The sequence below is a fragment of the Myxococcus sp. SDU36 genome, assembly GCF_030168875.1.
GTDB classification, from domain to species: domain Bacteria; phylum Myxococcota; class Myxococcia; order Myxococcales; family Myxococcaceae; genus Myxococcus; species Myxococcus vastator.
The window spans coordinates 6,559,664-6,580,874 of sequence record NZ_CP077414.1 but is presented as its reverse complement, the minus strand read 5'-3'; the positions used below and the strand labels follow the sequence as shown (position 1 = coordinate 6,580,874).

16 protein-coding genes are annotated in these 21,211 nt (G+C 67.9%); 7 read left to right on the top strand and 9 right to left on the bottom strand.

Annotation, left to right across the window (positions count from 1 at the left end; all coding sequences use genetic code 11):
* Nucleotides 1-560: 560 nt before the first annotated feature.
* The 3 genes from KGD87_RS26730 to KGD87_RS26720 form a co-directional block, all read right to left on the bottom strand.
* Nucleotides 561-1,028 carry an NUDIX hydrolase gene (locus tag KGD87_RS26730; RefSeq protein WP_163783731.1) on the bottom strand — a complete coding sequence of 156 codons (468 nt, stop codon included), beginning with the start codon at nt 1,026-1,028 and terminating at the stop codon, nt 561-563.
* On the bottom strand, nt 1,025-2,302 hold the full coding sequence (locus KGD87_RS26725) for a DUF2380 domain-containing protein (RefSeq protein ID WP_502887962.1): 1,278 nt from the start codon (nt 2,300-2,302) through the stop codon (nt 1,025-1,027). Before KGD87_RS26725 ends, KGD87_RS26730 begins: the two co-directional genes overlap by 4 nt.
* Before the next feature lie 557 nt (nt 2,303-2,859).
* Nucleotides 2,860-5,058: a tenascin-X gene (locus KGD87_RS26720; RefSeq protein WP_284663597.1), complete on the bottom strand. Its 2,199-nt coding sequence runs from the start codon at nt 5,056-5,058 to the stop codon at nt 2,860-2,862.
* A gap of 205 nt (nt 5,059-5,263) precedes the next feature.
* Here KGD87_RS26720 and KGD87_RS26715 point away from each other — a divergent pair, with 205 nt between their 5' ends.
* From KGD87_RS26715 to KGD87_RS26695, 5 genes are all read left to right on the top strand, one after another.
* Nucleotides 5,264-5,560 carry a hypothetical protein gene (locus KGD87_RS26715; protein ID WP_284663595.1) on the top strand — a complete coding sequence of 99 codons (297 nt, stop codon included), beginning with the start codon at nt 5,264-5,266 and terminating at the stop codon, nt 5,558-5,560.
* Nucleotides 5,561-5,590: 30 nt separating this feature from the next.
* A complete protein-coding gene (locus KGD87_RS26710; protein ID WP_284663594.1) occupies nt 5,591-5,887 on the top strand; it encodes a hypothetical protein in 297 nt (98 codons plus the stop codon).
* 355 nt (nt 5,888-6,242) lie between these two features.
* Complete coding sequence (locus KGD87_RS26705; RefSeq protein WP_284663593.1) at nt 6,243-7,946, top strand: serine/threonine protein kinase; 1,704 nt, start codon at nt 6,243-6,245, stop codon at nt 7,944-7,946.
* A gap of 79 nt (nt 7,947-8,025) precedes the next feature.
* A complete protein-coding gene (gene gshB, locus KGD87_RS26700; protein ID WP_284663592.1) occupies nt 8,026-8,985 on the top strand; it encodes a glutathione synthase in 960 nt (319 codons plus the stop codon).
* A gap of 221 nt (nt 8,986-9,206) precedes the next feature.
* Nucleotides 9,207-11,096 (top strand): extracellular catalytic domain type 1 short-chain-length polyhydroxyalkanoate depolymerase, encoded by a 1,890-nt coding sequence (locus tag KGD87_RS26695; protein WP_284663591.1) that lies wholly within the window; start codon nt 9,207-9,209, stop codon nt 11,094-11,096.
* A 21-nt stretch (nt 11,097-11,117) separates the two neighbouring features.
* On the opposite strand, the gene yjjJ is transcribed toward KGD87_RS26695, so the two are convergent.
* Nucleotides 11,118-12,428 carry a type II toxin-antitoxin system HipA family toxin YjjJ gene (yjjJ, locus tag KGD87_RS26690; protein WP_284663588.1) on the bottom strand — a complete coding sequence of 437 codons (1,311 nt, stop codon included), beginning with the start codon at nt 12,426-12,428 and terminating at the stop codon, nt 11,118-11,120.
* 187 nt (nt 12,429-12,615) lie between these two features.
* On the opposite strand from yjjJ, the gene KGD87_RS26685 reads away from it, so the two are divergent.
* Nucleotides 12,616-13,422: a tRNA1(Val) (adenine(37)-N6)-methyltransferase gene (locus KGD87_RS26685; protein WP_284663587.1), complete on the top strand. Its 807-nt coding sequence runs from the start codon at nt 12,616-12,618 to the stop codon at nt 13,420-13,422.
* 31 nt (nt 13,423-13,453) lie between these two features.
* Here KGD87_RS26685 and KGD87_RS26680 read toward each other — a convergent pair whose 3' ends face one another.
* Together KGD87_RS26680 and KGD87_RS26675 are read right to left on the bottom strand one after the other, a co-directional pair.
* A complete protein-coding gene (locus KGD87_RS26680; RefSeq protein WP_284663586.1) occupies nt 13,454-13,714 on the bottom strand; it encodes a hypothetical protein in 261 nt (86 codons plus the stop codon).
* Between the two features lie 46 nt (nt 13,715-13,760).
* Nucleotides 13,761-14,660 (bottom strand): coiled-coil domain-containing protein, encoded by a 900-nt coding sequence (locus KGD87_RS26675; protein WP_284663584.1) that lies wholly within the window; start codon nt 14,658-14,660, stop codon nt 13,761-13,763.
* A gap of 232 nt (nt 14,661-14,892) precedes the next feature.
* Here KGD87_RS26675 and KGD87_RS26670 point away from each other — a divergent pair, with 232 nt between their 5' ends.
* A complete protein-coding gene (locus KGD87_RS26670; protein ID WP_284663583.1) occupies nt 14,893-18,279 on the top strand; it encodes a bifunctional serine/threonine-protein kinase/formylglycine-generating enzyme family protein in 3,387 nt (1,128 codons plus the stop codon).
* Here the strand turns inward: KGD87_RS26670 and KGD87_RS26665 are convergent.
* The 3 genes from KGD87_RS26665 to KGD87_RS26655 all read right to left on the bottom strand — a co-directional run bounded on the left by KGD87_RS26665 (nt 18,228) and on the right by KGD87_RS26655 (nt 21,082).
* On the bottom strand, nt 18,228-19,040 hold the full coding sequence (locus KGD87_RS26665; protein WP_284663581.1) for a hypothetical protein: 813 nt from the start codon (nt 19,038-19,040) through the stop codon (nt 18,228-18,230). The two genes, KGD87_RS26670 and KGD87_RS26665, sit on opposite strands and share 52 nt — an antisense overlap.
* A 1-nt stretch (nt 19,041) precedes the next feature.
* Nucleotides 19,042-19,518, bottom strand: a complete 477-nt coding sequence (locus KGD87_RS26660; protein ID WP_284663579.1) for a hypothetical protein — start codon at nt 19,516-19,518, stop codon at nt 19,042-19,044.
* Between the two features lie 70 nt (nt 19,519-19,588).
* The gene (locus tag KGD87_RS26655) at nt 19,589-21,082 is read right to left on the bottom strand and encodes a sigma-54-dependent Fis family transcriptional regulator (RefSeq protein ID WP_284663577.1); all 1,494 of its coding nucleotides are present in this window, start codon (nt 21,080-21,082) and stop codon (nt 19,589-19,591) included.
* Nucleotides 21,083-21,211 lie beyond the last annotated feature (129 nt).

The window sequence follows — 21,211 nt, the reverse complement described above, 5'->3', positions numbered from 1 at the left end:
TTCCGCGGAGCCAGGCCCGTTGCCTGGAGCCGTGGTCGAGGTAGCGCGTGAACACCCCATGGAGTCCCCGGCCACCGAGAGCGGGCAGACGCGACGCGAGTTGAGCGCGCGCGGCTTCACTGCCCTCCATGGAGCGCTTCACCTCGTCAATGGCGTCGTGGACTGCCTGACGCGCCGCTGCGGCGCTCCGCTCCCTGCCTCCAACAGCTCCAGACACGGCGCCAGGCCCGGCTTCCGTGACGTCGTGACGTAGCCACTTGCGGCGCAATCGCCGTGGATGCCCCTCGGGCCCTGAATCGCCTGGCGGTTCTACCCAGGCGGGGGTCGCGGCCACGCGCGGCGTGTAGCGCAGCGGTCCGTCACGTTCGGGAGCATTCGGCGCCGAGGCGCACCCCGTGGCCAGCACCGCCACTACCAATAGCAGAGCGTCAGCACGCATTGTCCACCCCAGGCTCACCGAGGCGAAGGCTCCCGGCCGCTGCGGCCCTTTCGCCGCTGCCTCCGGGCCTTCTTTTGCTTCGCTTCACTTGCCGACCTGACTCACCGGCTACAGCTGCCGGTCAGGCTTCGTCGTCCGGCAGGAGCGTCCGGAGAAGTTCGTCGTCGGGGCCGAGCGGGCGCCAGCCAGCGGGGGGAGGGTTGGCGAGGAGCGCATCCCCTGCCCGATCTACTCGTTCCTTGTGGGTTTCTGGGCTGTAGGCAGACCACGTCCCGAGCCCCAAGGCCACCTCTCCACGGGTGACGTTGTCCAGCGTGCCCGGCCAGCCATTTGGGAACCTCTCGGCCAACTCGCGAACGAGGACGTCACGAACCAAGCGCGTGACCTGCTTGCGCTGTTGCGCCTCGTACAACAAGCCGCTCAGGACCTGCACGGCAGCAACGTCGTTACCAAGCTCGTCGGCCAGGGCATACAGCGGAACGGCAGGGCGCGCTTCGGCAAAGGCGGTGAGTGAGCCGAAGCCCCGTTCACGAGCCCTCTCGTACAAGCGTGCCTTGATGTTGCCCCGCCAAGCTTCTCCGCCACTCATCTGCTTCTCCCAGACGTGAAGTTCATCGGGATTCTGTAGTCCCGCATACGCATCGCGACCTCCTTCAAGATCTCATTCCGCATCAGCATTCGGCCAGCCTTCATCTCGGCCTTGAACAGTATCTCCATGATCATCCGGTTCCACTCGCCGGGCCACATGCGTCCCAGCCTCCAGTTTCCTCCACCATGAATCGCCTCGTGGTGCGCCCGCTCCAGCCGCACGCAGAACTGGTCGATGTCCATGTCCCCCTTGAAGCCGCGCGCCTCGAACCACTCGCGGTGCTCGTTCGGCAGGACGTGATGCTTCGGTGCGTCGGACATGCCCGCGCCCGCTCTGCCCGTCACCCGCATGCCGCGCACTTCGGGGCTGTCGCCCAGCGCGTCGCGCACGCCCTTGGGCAAGTCCTGGTGCGCCTGCGCCATCATCACCTGGCCGCCGTGGATGCGGATGGCCGCGCTGACGGCTGGAACGGAGATGACGCCCGCCTGCACCAGCCTTCGCATCATCTCCACCCACTCCGCGGAGACGACGATTCGAGAGCCCACCATGACGCCACCGGAGCTCATGACGAACCCAACGCCGAGCGTCGCGGGTGCGGCTGGGGGCAGCCGGGGGAGTGACAACTTCATCGCGGAAATCATGGTGAGCATCTCCATCACCTGCGCCGCCACCATGAGCTTGGCGCCGTTCTCCATGGCCGCGCGGGCGCCTCGATGAACCGCGTCGAACTCGCGGGTCAGCTCTCCCATCAGCTCGGGCGTCGCGGTCGCCGCCACTTCGACGCGCTCCGAGTCCCCCGAGGCGAGGTCTGCCAGCGTCGGAGCCATCAGGCCTTGAACTCGATGCAGGTCCGCGAACAGCTTCTCGACGCTATAGGCGGGGCACTGTCGAAGCACGGCGTCAGCGAGTTGGAGGAAGTCCACCCACGCGGCCAGCAACAGCGTGCCAAACATCGCGGCCTGGAGTCGAGGCCCCGACATGCGGAGGACGCCCAACTCCATGTCGGAGTCCCCCACCTGCGACGCCACTCCCACCAACCCGGTGGCGCTCCCGAGCGTTCCTCGGAGCCAGGCCCGTTGCCTGGAGCCGTGGTCGAGGTAGCGAGTGAATGCCCCATGGAGTCCCCGGCCACCGAGCGCGGGCGGACGCGACGCGAGCCGAGCGCGCGCGGCTTCAATGCCCTCCATGGAGCGCTTCACCTCGTCAATGGCATCGAGGACGGCCTGACGCGCCGCTGCGGCGCTCCGCTCCCTGCCTCCAACAGCTCCAGACACGGCGCCAGGCCCGGCTTCCGTGACGTCGTGACGTGGCCACTTGCGGCGCAATCGCCGTGGATGCCCCTCGGGCCCTGAAACAGAGAGCGGAGGAGCGTCCGGGTGGCGTGGGCGCTCATCGCCTGGCGCTTCTCCCCACGCGGAGGAGGTTGCCTCGCGCGGCGTGTAGTGCAGCGTTCCGCCACGTTCGGGAGCATTCGGCACCGAGGCGCATCCCGTGGCCAGCACCGCCACGACCCACAGCAGAGCGTCAGCACGCATTGTCCACCTCCAGCCCCACCGAGTCGAAGGCTCCCGGCCGCAGCGCCCCTTCCGCCGCGCCCAGGTAGCCGCGGACCCGATGGCCGGAGATTGGACATGGGCGGGAGGCCCCGAGCGCCCGCGCGAGAGGGATTCGCGCAAAGGCAAGCTCAAGGTACTGCCAGCCCATTCCAAGTTGAACGACGTGTCAGGTCGAGGAAGCTGGGAATCTCATCTGGGATTGCGAGCAGGCCCGGCCTGCCCCAGCGCTCGACTGGACCCGCCCACAAGTTCTCCACAGTGAAGCGCCGCGCCGCTCAGTGCACCGCGTTCTCATGGTGCCCGTGCCCCGGTCCGCCGAAGGTCCCAGGCCAGGGCGCGTTCGCGGGCAGCAACCCCGGCATGGGGAAGCGCATGAAGCGCGGCTGGCTGGTGGCGAAGGGCGGGTCGCACTCGCCACAACCGAGGGCCCCGTCCATCAAGTAGAGGGCGCCGGGCCCCAGCTCCATCAACTGCGGCACCGTGCGCGGCGCGTAGTCGAGCGGGCACTGGAAGGCCTCGCCCCCATCCCGCGCGCGCACGCCCACCAGCCACCGCTGGTGGTCAGCCGCCACCGCGTGCGTCAGCACCAGCGTCTCGGGCGGAAGGCCCGCGCCCCTGGGCCAGGTGCCCAGCCGGAGCTCCTTGGTCGTCAGGCGCTGGCCTTCCTTCAGCGAGTACAGCCACGCCAGCCCCAGGTCCGGAAGCCGGAAGCCCTTGAGCTGCGTCGCGGCCGGCGTGGCGCTCAGGCTGTCCGCGCCCGCGTTCACCGTGGTGCCCGGCGCGCTGGGCACCACCACGTCCCGAGTGGCCACCGCGCGGCCGAGGTGCTGCGCAAGCGACAACCCCACCGGTGTCCCATCCCGGGTGCTCAACGCCTGGAACCCCCATTCGGGCAGCAGCAGCCCGTCCACCACCGCGAGCTCACCCGCGCGCTGGGGCTCCGTCCTCCGCCAGCGCGGCACCCCCTCCGAGGAGAAGGCCATCAGCAACGTGGGCATCCCCGACGCCAGCGGCGCCCCCGTGTTCAGCGTGGGCGCGAAGGCGACGTAGAGGTCCCCCACCACGTCCGAGGCGAGGCCATACGGGTGCGGGTGGTTGCACTCGGCGAGCAGCGGGTCCGTCAGCTCGCGCGCGGACACCATGTGGCCGAAGGCATCCAGCACCACCAGGAAGTACAGGCGGCACGCGGTGTCGCGCCGCTGCTCCGTGGGGTAGGCCTCGAAGAGGGCCGCCAGCCGGTCCGGCGCCATCACCGCCAGCCGCGCCAGGAAGAGCGTCTGCGTCCTCTCCCTGAAGTCCGGCCGCGCGTCGGCCAGGGTGAAGGTCCACCGCGGCGCTCCCGTGTCGCGCTCCAGCAGCGACACCGTCCCGTCCACCGGCATGTCCATGCACAGGAGCCGGTCATTCCACAGCATGCAGCGCCGCGCCGGATGGGAGGCTCTCACTGGGACCTCGCCCGCCGCGTCCAGCACGGGCGTGCCGTAGAAGCCCGACAGCGTCACGTCCCCTTCCGGCCCCACCAGCAGGTCCTGCAGCTGCGCTCCTTCCGTCCGGGCGTCGTGCTCCCAATCCACCTTCAGGGGCTGCGCCGCGGGCCGAGCACACACGCCGCCGCGGCAGTGCCCCGACGCCTGACACGGACTGGCCGCTTCACACAGGAAGCCCTCCGGCAAATCGCGCTTCACGCAGGCCCCGTCCAGGCACACGTCCGCGTCCTCACAGGTGCCCTGGGCCGCGCCGCAGAGGGTGCCATCCGGCGCGGGGGCCGTGGCGCATCCCCTGAGCGAATCGCACGTCCCCACCTGACACGGCCCCGCCGCTGGACAAGGCGGCGCCGGCACGGACTGGCACCCGTCCAGCACGTGGCACACGTCCGTGGTGCAGGCGTCGCCGTCGTCACAGGGAAGCTCCTCGCCCCGGCAGCGTCCCGCCTGGCAGGTGGCGCCGGTGATGCAGGCATTGCCCGGCGCACACGCGGTGCCGTCCGGCAACACCGACTCCACACACCGCTCCGTCACCAGGTCGAAGGTGGCCGCCGCGCACGTCACGGGCGTGAAGCACTCCGGCACCGGCCTCGCCTCGCCCGCCAGCACCAGCCGCACCTGGCCGCCGTCCGACGCGGTGCCGGTGAGGATGACCTCGTAGCGCCCCTCGGCTTCGGGCGCGAAGCGCAGGCGCACCGGCACCTCGCCCGCCAGCACCCGGACCGGCAGCGCCTCCCCCAACGAGAAGGGCGCCGACACGTCCGTCCACGTGACGTCCAGCGGGGCCCGGCCGCCATTCACCACGCGGACCTCGGCCTCCCGCCGGGTGCCCGGGTAGGCGTGCGGGAAGTCCACGCGCTGCGCCGACAACCGCAACCGCCCCACCGCCCCCGACAGGGACGGTGTGTCCCGACAAGCCACCGCCCCCAGCCCCAGCATCAGCGCCAAGACAACGCCGCTGTACCGGGACGCCCGTGTTGCGTGCGCCATGGCGTCCTCCCCCTTGCCTCCCGGCTATACCCGCGCCGGAAGGCCCCGCGGACGCCTCGCCCCTGTCGGCGTCCCACCTCCCAACACTTCAGGGTCGGCGGGAAGGGGGGCAGTGTTTTTTACAGGCCGTTCCACTGCTACAGGCTGCAACCGCGCGAAATGGTTGGGTGCCGAAAGGGTATGGTTCTCGCACGCGGGGTACGTCATGACCTCTGTCGCATCCTCCTCATGCGCCCCTTCGTCATCGCAGGCCTTCACCGTGCTCATCCCACGCGGCCTGCAGGCGACCGTGGAGGGGCTCGCGGCGGAGACCCGCCATGAGCTGCTCGCCGAACTGTTCCGCCTGGCCGCGCTGGCCCGGCAGGAGGAAAGTCAGCTGCCCCCCGAGTTCCCGTACACGCTGAGGCTGGACGTCGCCGGCTGCCAGGTCAGCGTGGAGCTGGACCCGTCCCGCGCGCGCCTCACGCTGGTGGGCCTGCTGCGGCCCCAGCCGCTGGAGTGAGCCCGGCGACCCGCCTGGGCCAGGGGTGAGATGTCGCGCCGTGCTGGATATGCAGAATCCTGGGACCTCACGTACCTGGTGGAGCAGCTCCGGGAGCTGATCGGGCACGACCTGCGCCTGGGCGAGGTCCTCAGCGATGAGCTGGAGGACGTCCTGGGCAGCCTGGTGCAGCGCAATCAGCGCCTGAGGGTCCTGCAGCGCATGGTGAACGCGGAACGCGCCCCAGAGGACCTGGCGGCCCTCCGCGGGGCCCTGGAGGACATGGACCGGGAGCTGATGCTGCGGCTGCCCGCGTTGCTCGACCAGCTGCGCCTGGCGCTGCCTTGAGTTTCCACAGGCACTTCGTCCCCAGCGCCGCCTGCTTCTTCTAAAGGTTCATAGAGGTATTGATCTATTGGTAGTAGCGGTAGGGCGCCGGGACTTGGGGACAAGTCAGCAAGCACCTGGGAATACTCACGAATTTCGGAAGTGCTACATGTGGGTAAGATGACGGTTATCCCCGGGAACCCACAGGGGTTGATCCACACCGGGGTTTCTCCACAGCCTCACCCCCGCTGTCCACAGGCCATCCACAGCTTCCCGGTGGATGCGGGAGGCACCCGAGGTGGTGGCGCGTTCTCACCCCACGTCCGCCCCGCACAAGGCTGTTATCGTCTGGCGCGGGATGTGCCCCGACAGTGGGGTGCCGGCGGAGGGTTTCCCCATCGACTTCTATCGGGGCGAGCGCATCGGGAAGTACGAGGTCGTCACGCAGCTCTCCGTGGGCGGCATGGCGGAGCTGTTCCTGGGCTTCACTTCGGGTCCGGGTGGCTTCCGCAAGTACGTGGTCATCAAGCGGGTGCTGCCGGACGCGCGGGACAACGCGCAGTTCGAACGCATGTTCCTGGACGAGGCGCGCATCACCGCGGCCTTCAACCACCCGAACATCGCGCAGGTGTTCGACCTGGGGCGCGAGGATGACGGGCTCTACCTGGCCATGGAGTTCATCGCCGGGCAGAACCTGAACCAGATTACCGGCGCGTGCCTGCGCCGCCACGAGCAGCTCCCGCTGGGCTTCACGCTGTCGGTGGCGCGCGACGTCTGCATGGCGCTGCACTACGCGCACACCTATACGGCGCCCTCCGGCGCGCCCAGCCCCGTCATCCACCGCGACGTCGCCCAGAAGAACATCATGGTGACGTACGACGGCGTGGTGAAGCTGCTCGACTTCGGCATCGCCAAGGCGAAGGACAGCCTGGAGCGCACCAACGTCGGCACGGTGAAGGGCACCACCGGGTACATGTCCCCGGAGCAGGTGCGGGGCGAGACGCTGGATGGGCGCAGTGACTTGTTCGCCGTCGGGGTGATGCTGCACGAGCTCATCACCGGCGCGCGCCTGTTCGCGGGACAGAACGAGCGCGACGAGATGATGAAGATTCTGGAGGAGCCCGTCCCCTGGCCCTCGCACGTCGCGCCGCACGTGCCCGAAGAGGTGTCCAAGGTGGTGATGCGGGCGCTGGAGCGCAGCCGTGAGAAGCGCTTCGCCACCGGCCGGGACATGGCCCGGGCGATTGAAGCGGCGGCGGGCAAGCTGCTGCTGGACGCGCATGACCGGGCCGCGCTGATGAAAGACTTGTTCGCCGAGCGCATGTCCGCCACGCGCGTCATGCTGGAGTCCGCGGACGGCACCACCAACGGCGTCATGCTGGAGTCCGCGAAGCGGGCCCTGCGCGGTGATGACGGGCCCTACCTCCCCGAGCGCAAGGACCTCCCGACGCCGTCGAACGGCGTGGCAGGCATGCCGCGCAAGCCCTCGCGCAAGGTGCAAGCGGCGGTGGCGCCCCGCAAGCCCGCGGCGGCGGGCCCGCGGCAGCCACCGGAGAGCAAGACCTCCAATGTGCTGTGGGGGCTGGTGCTGCTGGGCATCCTGGTGGGCGGCGGGTATGCCGCCTGGCACCTGTCGAAGGTGCTGAACGAGACGGTGGAGGAAGAGGACGCGAGCGCGCTGCGCACCCTCCCCCGCCATGACCCGAACCTGCCCATCTACCCGGTGCCGGGCTATGACGCTCCCACCCCGGATGCCGGCACCCCGGAGGCGCCGGCCAAGGCGGTGGGCGCCGCGGTGGGCGGCGAGGACGTGGAAGAGAGCCGTCCCAAGGAGGCGGCGAGCCCCCGTCCGGCGAAGGGCCGGGGCAAGCTGACCTTGCTGGTGCTGCCGGAGGCGGAGGTCTTTCGAGGCAAGAAGCGGGTGGGCCGCACGCCGATGTTCAACGTGGCCATGCCCGTGGGGGAGCACGACCTGACGCTCGTGGGCCCGGACGGCAAGAAGCGCATGCTGTCGGTGCCGATTACCGCCGGGGAGACGACCCAGTTCCGCCTGAAGCTGGCGGAAATCCCCGAGCGCTGAAACACAGCACCGGGATTGAGGGGCACGTCCCGGGGCACCGGGTTATCTTCGCGCCCCTCTTCCTCTGATTCCGGACTGTATGGCTTCTCTGAACATCGGCTTCCTGATGGACCCGCTCGAGACGGTGCGGGTGGACCACGACTCCACGTTCGCGCTGATGCTCGAAGCGCAGCAGCGCGGCCACCAGGTGCGCTACTTCGAACAGGGCTGGCTGCGCTTCAACGGCACGTGCGCGGAGGCGCGCATGCGCCACGTCACCGTGCGCCGCGAGCCAGGCCGGCACTTCGACCTGCTCGACGAGGCCCCGCGCCCGGTGTCCTCGCTGGACGTGCTCTTCATGCGCAAGGACCCGCCGGTGGACGCGGAGTTCCTGCACGCCACCCAACTGGTGGAGCTGTGCGGCGCGCAGCGCCCCCCTGTCTTCATCAACGAGCCGGCGGGCATCCGCGACGCGAACGAGAAGCTCTACTCCCTGCGCTACCCGGACCTGATGCCAGACACGCGCGTCACCAGCGAGCCGCCGGTGCTGCTGGACTTCATCGCGCGCAACGCGGCGGGCACCATCCTCAAGCCGGTGGATGGCTTCGCGGGCAAGGGCATCCTCTTCCTGTCCGCCACGGACCGGAACGCGCGCTCCGCGGTGGACATGCTCACCCGGGGTGGCCGGGAGGCCGTCGTCGCGCAGGCGTACATCCCGGAGAGCCGCCAGGGCGACAAGCGCATCCTCCTGGTGGACGGCGAGCCGGTGGGCGGCGTGCTGCGCGTCCCGTCCGAGGACGACCACCGCGGCAACATGGCGGCGGGCGGCGTGGCTCGCAAGGCCGTGCTCACCCCGCGGGATTTGGAGATTTGCGAGCGCCTGAAGCCGGAGCTGCGCCGGCGCGGGCTGCGGCTGGTGGGCATCGACGTGCTGGGCAGCTACCTCACCGAGGTCAACGTGACGAGCCCCACCGGCCTGGTGGAGGCGAACCACCTGGACGACGTGTGCGTGGAGGCCCGGGTGCTGGACGTGGCGGAGCGGCTCGTCTCCGAGCGCTGAACCCCGCCGGAGGACGCCGGGCGACAGGCTGCCCGGCGCCCTTCCGTGAGCTGAAGGCTGACTCATGTTTCAGCGCACCACACGACGCGGTGCGTGATTTGAATCCTGGTTCATGTTTCAGCGCGATGCGACGCGACGCGCCTTGAATCAGGGGCTGTCGGAGGAGTCAGGTCTGTCCCCGTGGCCGCCCATTCCCCTCTGGCGGCGGCCTGGGAGACACCATGCACAAGCAGCGTCGCAGCCGTTCCTGGCCGTGGTCGTGGTCCGCCGGAGTGCCTCTTGCCGCGTGGCTGTTCACGGGACTGGCGGGCTGTGGTGGGCCGGCGGAGGACGCGCCGGAGGCCGAGGTGGCGGAGCATCAGCAGCCCCTGCTCACGCAGGTGACGAACTTCGGCAGCAACCCCGGCAACCTGCAGATGTTCCGCCACGTGCCGTCCGGCATGCCGGCCAACGCGCCGCTGGTGGTGGTGCTGCACGGCTGTACGCAGCGGGCCGCGGCGATGGAGGGCAGCGGCTGGTCCGCGGCGGCGGACGTCTACAAGTTCTACGCCGTCTATCCGCAGCAGCAGAGCGGCAACAACATGACCAGTTGCTTCAACTGGTTCGAGCCCGGCGACATCGCGCGAGACCGGGGCGAGGCGCTGTCCATCAAACAGATGGTGGACACGATGAAGGCGACGTACTCCATTGACTCGGCGCGGGTGTACGTGGCGGGGTTCTCGGCGGGTGGATACATGGCGCCCGCGCTGCTGGCGGCCTATCCGGACGTCTTCTCCGCTGGCGCCATCCAGTCCGGAGGCCCGTACCGGTGCGCGGAGTCGATGAATGCGGGCTTCAGCTGCATGAGCCCGGGGGTGAACCGCACGCCCGCCGCGTGGGGAGACGTGGTCCGCGGCGCGTACCCGGGCTACTCGGGCCCGCGTCCGCGCGTCACCATCTGGCACGGCACCAGCGACTACACGGTGAACGTGATGAACCTCACCGAGGCGATGGAGCAGTGGACGAACGTGCACGGCATCGACCAGACGCCGGACACGGTGGAGACGGTGTCCGGCTTCCCGCACAAGGTGTACCGGGACGGCGCGGGCACCGCGCTGGTGGAGACGTGGGAGCTCACCGGCATGGGCCACGCGGTGGCCATGGATGCGCAGTTCCAGTTCCCGGGCGGCACGGGCAGCGCGGCCTGTGGCTCGGTGGGGGCGTACCTGAGCGACGTGAATCTCTGCTCCGTCTACCACCAGGCGCGGTTCTTCGGGATTGTGGGAGGCGGAGGCGAGCCCACGGGTGACACCACGCCGCCCACCGTCAACGTGACGGCGCCGGCGAACGGGGCCACGGTGAGCGGCACGGTGAATGTCACCGCGGGCGCGGCGGACGCGGTGGGCGTCACCCGGGTGGAATTCCTGGTGGATGGCGCGGTGGTGTCCACGGACACGCAGGCGCCGTATGCCTTCGCCTGGAACAGCGCGGCCGTGGGCAACGGGCAGCACCGGCTGGGCGCGCGGGCGTTCGACGCGGCGGGGAACCAGGCGACGGACGACGACACGGTGGTGACGGTGAGCAACTCGGGCTCCCCGGCGCCGGTGACGGTGCAGTTCACGAGCCTCGCGGCGGACGACGGCTACCTGAAGGCGAACGCGGACGGCAGCGCGGCGGCGGTGGGGCTGATGACGAACCTGGCGCTCGGCCGGGGGACGGATGGGAAGTACAACCGGTCCTTCCTCTCCTTCGACACGTCGAGCCTCCCGGACGGGGCCACCGTGACGCGGGCGTACCTGACGGTGAGCTACTCGTCGGGCTCGGGAGACCCGTGGTCGACGCCGGCGGGGAACACGCTGGTGGTGGATGTGAAGTCGGGGACGTTCAACGCGGCGAACACGGAGCCGGCGGACTGGGCGGCTGCGGCCACGGCGAGCAGCGTCGCGGGCATCGACCGGTTCACCGCGGGCGCGAAGAGCTCCGGGGACTTCAGCGGCGCGGGCCTTGGCGCCATCAGCAAGACGGGGAAGACGCAGCTGCGGCTGCGCTTCACCCAGGCGCAGACGGCCACGCAGTACCTGTTCGTCCGGGATGGGGCGAACGCGGTGCTGACGGTCGTCTATACGCCGTAGGAAGGCGGGGCGGACGCCGGCTCAGACCGGCGTCCGCTGCATCAGCGCCGCGAGTGAGTCCCGGTTTCGTGCGCAGTGGGCTCGGAACGAGTCGCTGAGCTCGGAGGTCTGCTCCAGCCGGGTCCAGTACGCCAAGGCATGACGGGCGGCATCGGACCAGACGTCGAGCGTCTCCGCGGTGGGCGGCCGGGGCTCGAAGGTGCGCTCGACGATGCTCGTGCCCACGGGGGCGAACATCATCGGGAGCATGTCGTAGGCAGGGGCGAGCCGGAACCGCTGGGGTCCGTCTTCGAAGAAGGAGAGGTTGCCGAAGTGCCGGTCGGTGTTGCCGGTGAGCTGCCCGAAGGTGTCGAGCCAGCGAACGCGCCGGGCGTCCTCGTCGCTGATGGACTGGCGCTCCAGGAGATACCGGGCCGCGCTGGTCCAGGTGCTCCCCTTCCCTTCGTGGCCGAGGTACTCGTTGTCGATGGCCATGAGTGAGAGCAGCGCCTTGCGGCCTCTTTCCCCCACGCGGTCGAAGCGCTCGACCTCGAGGAACTGGTAGCCCTCGACGCGGAGGGAGCGTGAGGCCGCGGCCGGAATCCCGGCGGCCTGGACGGCTTCGAGCGCGAGGCCTTCGCAGATGAGCAGCTCTCTCCAGCGCTGAGCGGCGGCGCCGTCATCATGGGCCGCGAACTTCACCAGGACGTGGCGTCCTGCTGTGTACGCCGTGAACTTGGGCTGCTCGCCACCGGCGGAGGAGCCTGCCTCGCTCGACAGGGAGGAGCGGGCGAGCTCCGGGTACTGGGCTTCGGTGACGGGTCGAAGCGGGCTGGCCAGGAAACGGTCCAGGGAGGCCGCGCCGATGATGTGGGCTCCGACGCAGTCCTCGCCTCGGAGCGCGAGCGCGATGAGATGGTGGTCTTCCGTCCAGTCAGTGATGCGCGGGGGAAGTCCCAACTCGGGGTGGCGACTCGCGAAGCCCCGGCCCAGGTAGCCCTGAGGGCTCATGTCGGCGGCGAAGGGCGGGAGGCCGGCGAACCGTTCCCCTCCCCCGTCCTGTCGCGCAAGCCAGCAGCCTCCGTTCCAGAGTGGGTGCAGGATGCCTGCTTCGTGGGGACGGCCTGCCTCGTCGACGCGGTAGAGCCGTAGCTGTGCTCCCAGGGAGGCAACCGAACGCGTCCGCGCATAGCGGGTGGCGGGCCCCTGTCCCATCCGGCAGACGCTCGGACCCGCCGAGGCGAGCAGCCGCGACACCGTCGGGCGTGAGACGCGGAGCTGGGCAGCCAACTCGCTCCCCTTCACCTCGACCTGACGTCCGAGGACGGTCAGCAGTTGTTCCAGAGTGGCCATGAACGGATTCCTGAGAGGATCCGTGAACAGATATCGCTGACCGATATTGCCGCGCAACATACTGAAATAACATCTGAAATTTCCGATGTGACCCTGGCTGGTGAGCAGATTTTCCAGCGGGGATGCCGAGGCACAGTGCTGGGTTCTTGGGCTCGACGCGGACGTTGGGTAGGAAGCCCTGCAGCCCATGCCTGAACCCACCCTGCCCGAGCCCTGCCCGGACGAAACGCTCGACTCCATTGGCACGGCGGGGGTGCGGGTGCTCCAGCGGCGGATGGGTTACCGCTTCACGCTGGACGCGGTGCTGCTGGCCCACTTCGCGGCCACCGAAGGCACTGGCGCGTCGTCCGGGCGGATGCTGGAGCTGGGCGCTGGCAGCGGGGTGGTGTCCTTCCTGCTGGTGAAGCAGTTCGGCTTGGGGCCCATGGATGCCCTGGAGCTCCAGCCCGCCGTGCATGCCCGGCTGACGCGCGCCGTGGCGCTCAACGCGTGCGAGACGCAGGTCACCCCGCTGCTGGGAGACCTGCGACGGATCCGCGAACACGTCTCCGGAGGCGAGTACGCCCACGTCGTGTCCAACCCACCCTTCCGACTGGCCGACGCGGGGGTCCGCAGCCCGGATGACGAGCGGGCCGTGTCCAAGTCCGAGGTCGCGTGTGACGCGCCAGCCGTCATCGCCGCGGCACGGTACGCGTTGATGCCCGGCGGCGGCGTGAGCCTGGTGTACCCCGCGGCGCGAGCGGCCGAGGTGCTGGGCCTGCTGTCCCAGGCGAAGCTCCACCCCACCGTGCTGCGCTTCGTCCACGCGCGCGTGGGAGCCCCGGCCACGCGCTTCCTGGTGCATGCCCTGCGAGACAGGGACCGGGGCCTCGCCGTGCGCCCCCCTCTTGTCGTTCACGGCGAGGCGCCCGGTGGCTACTCCGCGGAGGTGGCGGCGTTGATGGAGCCGCCACGGGCCGAATCAACGCGGAGCGCGCAGCTCACGACCTCGTGAGCTGCGGCGTCCGGTCTGGGCTACCTGCCAGTCAGCGGCGGCAGCTCCCTGGATGGTTCGAGGAGATGGCCTCGCAGGTGAAGGTGCCATCATCCAGCTTCTTGCAGGTGTTGACGTTGCACGAGTCGTAGCAGGTCCCCTTGTCGGCGGCGGCCTTCGCGGCGCGGCGCTCCGCCGCGGCACAGGCGCTCTCACGCGTGGGGCCGTTTCCGTAGTGGTGCTTGCCCGCGAAGGCAGGCATGGCGACGAGCGCGAGGAGGACGAACGACACGTTCTTGGCTTGACGCTTCATGATGACAACTCCTGGGTTGGTACGGCGGTGAGAAGGAGGTTCGGGGTCAGCGCGTGGCGGCCTCGACGTTGAACCGGACGGGGTTGACTTGGAGGCACTGCACGAGCTCGGCATGGACGCGGTCCAGGTAGTCCTGCGGTCTCGACGCGGCTTGCGTCGAAGCGTCGCTGGATTGAGGGGGCGCGCAGAGCGTGGGAATCAGGCGGATGAGCTGGTCGGAGGTCGAGCCGATATTGTCGATGGTTGTTTTACTTTCCGTGGAGAGTTTTTTGTTGTTCTTGGCCGTGCTGACCTGGGCGTTGAATCGCTTGAGGGCATGCAGGTTGATGTCCTGCTTGCTCCTGAGTTCTTGAATCGAGCGATTGAGAGCATCGTCCTTGGTGGGAGACTGCCCAAGGCTTTCAAGTTCTTGATGGAGTTGCTCGATGAGTTCGCGCTGTTCGCGAGCCCTTTTCGCACACATCAAGAGGTGACTGGCGTTGTTCAGGTGCGCGAGTCGTTGGGCTGCCAGGGCTTGTTCGACGAAGGTCCGGTCGTTGCAGTTCAGCCAGAAATCGAACCCCGTGAAGAGGGCCAATGCCGCTGCTCCAGCGACGCTGGCGTGGGACCAGCGCCGCTTCACGACGTCATTGGACGTGTTGGGGCCAATCCCAGAGGACAGAACGGTGACGCCAGCGCTGGCCAGTTGTCCTATCCTCAAGGTGCTGGAGGTGGCGAAGCAGCGATTGTAGGCGGAGCGAGCCTGATTGTAGGCGACGGCGCAGTTGCGTGCCTGGGCGCTGAACTCACTGTCATTCAGGAGCGGCGTAGGGATGGTCTGGTGATGTTTTTCCGCGACCGTTCCTTCCTTGTATTGCCAGCGGCCGTCAGAATTCAGATTCGGCATCAGGATCTTGGGACCACACGCGGCAAGGAAGAGCAGCGCCACGAACACGGGCAGTTTCATGTCTGGCTCGTTGATGGGGGTTCGCGACAAGCGTCGCCGCCCTCACGGAGAGGACACGCTTCCCATGAGCAAGGCCCATGCCCAGGGTCTTCCGGAGCAAACGAGACGAAGCCGTGGGGGCAGCTCGACGGTGCGCTGTCCAGCTTGAAAGACAACGCGCTCACCGCGTGTCCATTCGGGACGACACCTGCTGGCTTGCAAGGAAAAACCTGGATGACGGACACTCACATCAATGTCGCGCAACCCGGTTGCTTCCCAGCCTGTCGCGGATGAAGGCCTCGTCGAGAACGGCATCCACCTGGAGGGCTATCGTGTCCTGCGGTCCATTGGCGAAGGGGCCATGGGGCAGGTCTTCCTGGCACAAGACCTGGCGCTGGGCAGGCGGGTGGCGCTGAAGTTCCTGCGCGTGGAGCTGCTGGGCGCCGGGAGCGCGGAGGTCCTCCTGGAAGAGGCTCGGACCACCGCGCGCTTCAATCACCCGCATATCGTCACGGTGCACGCGGTGGGCGTCCATGAAGGGCGTCCCTACCTGGTGCTGGAGCACATTGATGGGGAGTCACTCCGGCAGCGGCTCCTGCGTGAGCGGCCAGGCCCGAACGAGGCGCTGCGCATCTGCCGGGCCATCGCGGAGGCCGTTGCCGAAGCTCACCGCCATGGCGTCGTCCACGCGGACCTCAAGCCTGAGAACGTGTTGCTCCCCAGGGACGGACGGGTGCGCGTCGTCGACTTCGGGCTGGCCCGTCATGTAGGGGCGGCGCATGGCGCCGCTTCCGGGACGCCGGCCTACATGGCCCCAGAGCGGTGGCATGGGCACCCACCCTCCCCCGCCATCGACATGTGGGCGCTGGGCATCATCGCCTGGGAGCTGCTGGAAGGCCGGCGCCCGATAGAGGATGCGCGGCTCGCCAGCTTCGCGTTCGCACCCAGACCCGTGGCGCCGTCCCCCCTGCTGTCGGAGCTGGAGGGGGGGCCGCTGCTCCATGCATGCCTCGCGCTCGACCCCGCGCAGCGCCCTTCGGCCGAGGAGGTCGCGCGGGCTCTCCAGGAGGTGCTCAACGCCCGATTGTCACACGCCACGGACCGGGTGCCCTTTCGGGGGCTGCGCGCCTTCACTGAAGCAGAGGCGGAGGACTTCTTCGGCCGAGAGGTGGAGGTGGATGCCTTCGTGGAGCGCATGCGCCACGAGCCGCTCATTCCGTTGGTGGGCCCCTCGGGAATTGGAAAGAGTTCGTTTCTCCAGGCGGGGGTGTTCGCCCGGCTGCGACAGATGGACCACTGGACGGTCCTTCAGGCACGGCCAGGCCCCAGGCCCCTGGCCCGGCTGGCCACCCTGTTGACCGCGGGCCTCCGGGACGAAGCCTCTCCGGATGAAGTCGCCGCGGTGCTCGCCGCGCGTCCGGGAGACATCGTGCGGCTGCTGCGCCGTCGCGGCGAGCTGAGGGGCGGCAACGTCCTGCTCGTCTTCGATGCCTTCGAGGAGGTCTTCACGCTCGCGTCGCGTGAGGAAGCATCGCAGGTGGCCGCGTGTCTGGCGGCGGCGCTGGATGCGAATGACCCCTGGCGCATCGTCGTCGCGCTCCGGGATGACTACCTGGGCGCCTACTGCTCGCTGGCTCCCTTGCAGCAGTCGCTCCGCGCCGTCTTCGTGCTGGCGCGGCTGACGCAGACGGCGCTCCAGGAAGCGGTCGCTGGACCCCTGCGGCGGGTGGGCTACTCGGTGGACGTGCCCACGTTGGTGTCCCGGCTGGTGGCGGATGTCCAGGCACAGCCCGCGGGGCTGCCCTTGTTGCAGTTCGCGTGCATGGCGCTGTGGGAGCGCCGGGATGTGGCGGCTCGGAAGCTGCTGACGTCCGTCTACGACGCGCTGGGAGGTGTAGGAGGCGCGCTCGCGTCCCATGCCCAGCAACTGCTGCTCCAGCTCCCCACGAACGAGGTCCATGCGACGCGCGCATTGCTGGTGCGCCTGGTCACCGCGGAGGGGACGCGGCGGCCTCGCCCTCAAGTGGAGTTGATGGAGGACCTGGGTGAGGTGGGGACGCGGGTCCTCGAGAAGCTCCTGGCCAACCGGCTGGTGGTCGTCACGCGGGAGCCGCAGACGGATGAGGCGTTCATCGAGCTGGCGCATGAGTCGCTCGCGGCGACGTGGCCCGACCTGGCGCGCTGGCTGGGGGAGACGCGTGAGGAGCGGGTGCTGGTGCAGCAGTTGGAGCAGGCCGCCCAGCTCTGGGAGCAGCGCGGCAGGCCCGACGAGGAGACGTGGTCGGACACGGCGCTGCGGCAGGCCCTTCAGCGCGTCGAGGCGTGGCGCATCCACCTGCCAACACGTCCCAGGGCCTTCCTGGAGGCTGGCCGTCAGCGGGCGCTGCGGCGCGCGTGGCGGCGGAAGGGGTTGATGGCTGCCGCCGTCGCGGGGCTGACGCTGGTGTCCCTGGGGGCGGTGCTCTCCGCGCTGGCCTTTCGGGAGAAGCAGTTGGAGGCCGTTCGCCAGCAGGACCTCATCCGGTTGGCGTCGGCGGACATCGGTGAGTTCGAGCTGGTGCTGGAGCCGCATGATTTTGATGCGGAGCAGCAGCGGTGGCTGAGGGCCCGCGAGGACGTGGACCTGGAATGGGAGCTCTTGCCCGCCAAAGGGACCCATGACCCTTCAGAGGCGAGCCCCTACCCCGCTCTTGAGCTCCGGAGGAGCCAGCGCCGCCGGGAGCCAGGGGGCATCCTGCGTGAGCAGGTCGAGGCGCCCTCGAGGCCCGCCTGGCTCGTGGTCCATCGTGGAGACTGTCCTGCGTCGGTGATGCGACTGGAGCGGTTGCCAGGGCACCAGGAGCGCGGCCGCTCCAGCCTCGAGGTGATTCGCATCCCTGTTCCGACCTGCGCGGCCTCGCGCGCGGGCAGCGTGGTGATTCCGCCGGGGCCCTACTGGCGGCCGGGGGATGAGGAAGAGGCGACGGTGGAGCAGCTCGTCGAGGTGGCGCGTTTCGCCATCGACAGGACGGAAGTCACGAATGGGCAGTTCCACCTCTTCCAGGAAGAGGTCCTGGTGAAGACGGCTCACGAGCGGGAGCTCCCGCCCGATCATCCCATCTTCACCAGGACCCTGGAGCCCACGAGCCCCGTGACGGGGCTGGATGCGCTCACGTCGGAGGCCTTCTGCCGCTTCATGGGCAAGACGCTCCCGACGATGGACGAGTGGCGCAAGGCGTTCCGAGGGGGACTCGCGCTGGATGAGGAAGGGACGGTCCTCAATCCAGCGCCCCGGCGGAAGACCGTCTGGCTGGAGCCGAAGCGGGAGCCACCGGCCAACATCATGGGAGAGGACCCCTATCCAGGGGTCGCGCCCGTGGGGGCCTTCCCGGAGGATGTCAGCCCGTATGGGCTGCTCGACATGGCTGGGAACGTGGCGGAATGGACCGAGACGACGGCCACGTCCGGCCGGTTCAGGACCCTGCGCATGCTGGCCGGTGGCCGCTGGGATTCGCCCGTGGAGCTGGGCCACCATGAAGTGGCCTGGGCCAACCACCTGCCTCAGCGGCGGTTCGATTTCGCCATCGGGGTGCGCTGCGTGGAGCGGCCCTACGGCTCGTTCAGCCGAGGAGCCGGCGCGGGGCCCCCGCGAGCCCATTGATACACCCAGGGCTTGTTTGGCGAGCCGTCGGTCACCATGATGATGTTGTTTTCACATGCATACTTGAAGGAGATTTTCGGCCGAGCGTTGGAGGGCTCGGCGTGATTCATCTCCGTGAGAATCTCGTGCTCAAAGAGCGCGATAGGGTGCCCCGGACCAATGTAGACGTAGCCTTTCGGGAGCAGTTCGATATAGGGATCGATGATTGCCGAATCAGGAATGACCTTTGCTTCGGAAGGGTCTCTTGCCCTGGAAGAGGCGAAATGGGTGAAGTCCTCTTTCAATCCGCCAATGTCAAAATTCTCTGACTTGACGACGGTGGTGACGCCAAGCACTTCTCTATTTCCCAGGGCACTTGATACGGACTGTAACATTCGATGGCCTGGGAGACCAACACCTGTCAGGCATCCTAGGAGTCTGATGATTGTTCTGTGAGCATTGCTGTCCTCCTTTGGGAGGACACCATCCAGGATCTCTCTGAAATCGCTGCGTAGAGTATTGTTAGTGATGATGGGCTCAGTGCCGAGCATGAATCCGTTCCCCAACGTTCCATGACCCACCAAGTCAAGGTATTTGACCAGGGTCCTTGAGGAGGTTGATGGGAGTGCGCTGGATCGGATTGCAAAACGAAGCCGCTCAGGCTTCGCCTGAAACCTGGCGAAGAAAGCTGCCTTGTTCCGCGAGCCCTGTCTTACGCTGAGGGCGATGTTCTCGTAGTGTGTATTTGGTTTTTCAGGGTAGGATATGATGGTCAGGTTCATTTCAGAGGGCCTCGTCCTTGGTGATGGATGGAGTAAACCCGGCGAGCGGCCACTTGCCACCGCTTTCCATTTTAGACAGGAGATCGATGCGGTGTGGGCCGTATCCGTATTTTCCATCTGGTCGTTGATTTTCGGACGAGACCCAGATGTCAGAGAGGAAAAGGAATCCAAAAATTCTCTCTCCCTGCCTGTGAGCTGCTTCGATTTCGGATGCAGTTGGGACAGTGGATGGAAGGTATGGCCATACATGAATGGTGCCATCTTTCAGATCCACCTCAAGTGGTGGTCCGCTGGGCTCATGCACCAATTTGAATGTCAAACAATCCTTGGGGAGAGACCCGGTGAGAACTGAGTCTCTGTGTAGAAACTCAACTTTGAATGGATTGTATGAGCTGTCCATGTTTAGTCCCCACCAAACCTTGAGTTCGGTGTGGTCTTTTGTTGGAGTTGTATGGGATAAATAGAAACTGTCTTCCATTTTAGTGGAGTCTTTATTTTGTTTCATTTTATCTCCGGGTGGTTTCAGTGCTGCGGGGTTGATGAGGATGTTATTTACGCGTCAAGCCAAAGCACTTGATGAGGTTGTAGACATGAGAGCGGGTGAGGTCGAGGCAGCGAGCCGCTTCGCTGATGTTCCACTCGGCCTTCGTCAGTTCGCGGCGGAGCAGGTCACATTGGAAGATGCGTGTCGCTTCGTGGAACGAGGTTGAACACGCCCCCTGTCCCTGCCGACCGTCCGCGAAATGGCGAGGCTCGACGTAGGTGGCGCCCTCCGCGCATGCTCGGATGAGCGCGGCTTCCAGCCGGTGCCTCAACTGCCTCACATTGCCGGGCCACTCCGTGGCTTCGCAATGCACATAGAAGCCAGGTGAGGCACGGAGCCGTGGCAGGCCATGCTCATCCGCCAGGCGTGCCATCAGCCCATCCACCAGGTCGCCCAGGTCCTCGCGCCGCTCGGCCAGGCTCGGCATGCGGATGCTGAAGACGTTCAACCGGTAGAAGAGGTCCTCGCGGAACCGCTTCTCCGCCACGAGTTGCTCCAGGTCGGCGTTGGTGGCGGCAATCACCCGCACGTTCGCCTTCGCCAGCCGTGGGCTCGCGAGCGCGTAGTACTGCTTGGACTGGAGCAACTGCAGCAGCTTGCCCTGCGCCGCGAGCGGAATCTCCGCGATTTCATCCAGGAAGAGCGTGCCGCCCTCCGCCGCTTCCACCTTGCCCGTCGTCCTCCGCGCCCCTGGAAAGGCGCCCGGCATCGCCCCGAAGAGCTCGCTCTCGATGAGGCCCTCCGGAATGGCCGCGCAGTTGAGCTCCATGAAGGGGCCCGCGCTGCGCTTGCTGTTGTCGTGGATGGCCTGCGCGAGCTGCGTCTTGCCAGTGCCAGAGGGCCCCGTGACGAGCACGGTGACGTCCAGTGGAGCGGCCAGCGTGATTTGCTCGAACACGTTCGCCAAGGCGCGGCTGCGGCCCGCGATGCCCTCCAGGCGCAGCCGTTGCCGGAAGGGAAGCGTCGGGTCCGGCGCCTCGGAGTGGCTGCCAGTCGTGGCCCGCTGCGCGGCCGTGCCAATGAAGCGCGCCACGTTCTCCACGACCTGGACGACTTCCGGGGGGAAGGGACCCGCACCCCGGCGCCCCTCCAGATAGAGCACCCCTGGAGAAGCACCCTGCAAGGGCGCGCAGAGCACGGCCTCCAGGCGCTGCTGCTTGACGCTGCTGGAAGCGGAGAAGCGCTGGTCGAGCAGCGCGAACGGCGTATGAACCGTCTCTCCCGATGCAATCGCCATCGCGACGATGCCGCGCGAGGTGACCGCGCGAATCTGCTCTTCATCGGTTGTCGTGCAGCCATGCGACGTCGACCACCGACGCTCCCCGGCGGTCTCGTCACGGTACAGTTCGATGTACGCGCGCTCGGCCTGAGCCAGCGTCACCAGTCCCGCCAGCACTTCCTTCATGGAGCCCGTAGGGCTGTCTTGGGTTTCCAGGAGGCGGAGCACGTTCAGGTACAGGTCGCGCTCGAGCCCGGTGCGGTCCGCTTGGCCAGTCATCCGGTTGACTGTAGCCCCCCACCTGGGGGAAGCGATGTGTTGGACCGACGCGAGAGTCATTGTCAGAAAGACAAAGCATTTCGCGCGCCAACCCTCCCTCCGAGCGGAGCCTCACCCCGACTGTCCACT

Bases quoted from the DNA above. Each gene is read 5' to 3' on its own strand.
- KGD87_RS26730 (WP_163783731.1), bottom strand. From the start codon at position 1,028: ATGAGTGGCGGAGAAGCTTGGCGGGGCAACATCAAGGCACGCTTGTAC.
- KGD87_RS26720 (WP_284663597.1), bottom strand. From the start codon at position 5,058: ATGGCGCACGCAACACGGGCGTCCCGGTACAGCGGCGTTGTCTTGGCG.
- KGD87_RS26715 (WP_284663595.1), top strand. From the start codon at position 5,264: ATGACCTCTGTCGCATCCTCCTCATGCGCCCCTTCGTCATCGCAGGCC.
- KGD87_RS26710 (WP_284663594.1), top strand. From the start codon at position 5,591: ATGTCGCGCCGTGCTGGATATGCAGAATCCTGGGACCTCACGTACCTG.
- gshB (WP_284663592.1), top strand. From the start codon at position 8,026: ATGGCTTCTCTGAACATCGGCTTCCTGATGGACCCGCTCGAGACGGTG.
- KGD87_RS26695 (WP_284663591.1), top strand. From the start codon at position 9,207: ATGCACAAGCAGCGTCGCAGCCGTTCCTGGCCGTGGTCGTGGTCCGCC.
- yjjJ (WP_284663588.1), bottom strand. From the start codon at position 12,428: ATGGCCACTCTGGAACAACTGCTGACCGTCCTCGGACGTCAGGTCGAG.
- KGD87_RS26685 (WP_284663587.1), top strand. From the start codon at position 12,616: ATGCCTGAACCCACCCTGCCCGAGCCCTGCCCGGACGAAACGCTCGAC.
- KGD87_RS26680 (WP_284663586.1), bottom strand. From the start codon at position 13,714: ATGAAGCGTCAAGCCAAGAACGTGTCGTTCGTCCTCCTCGCGCTCGTC.
- KGD87_RS26675 (WP_284663584.1), bottom strand. From the start codon at position 14,660: ATGAAACTGCCCGTGTTCGTGGCGCTGCTCTTCCTTGCCGCGTGTGGT.
- KGD87_RS26670 (WP_284663583.1), top strand. From the start codon at position 14,893: ATGTCGCGCAACCCGGTTGCTTCCCAGCCTGTCGCGGATGAAGGCCTC.
- KGD87_RS26665 (WP_284663581.1), bottom strand. From the start codon at position 19,040: ATGAACCTGACCATCATATCCTACCCTGAAAAACCAAATACACACTAC.
- KGD87_RS26660 (WP_284663579.1), bottom strand. From the start codon at position 19,518: ATGGAAGACAGTTTCTATTTATCCCATACAACTCCAACAAAAGACCAC.
- KGD87_RS26655 (WP_284663577.1), bottom strand. From the start codon at position 21,082: ATGACTGGCCAAGCGGACCGCACCGGGCTCGAGCGCGACCTGTACCTG.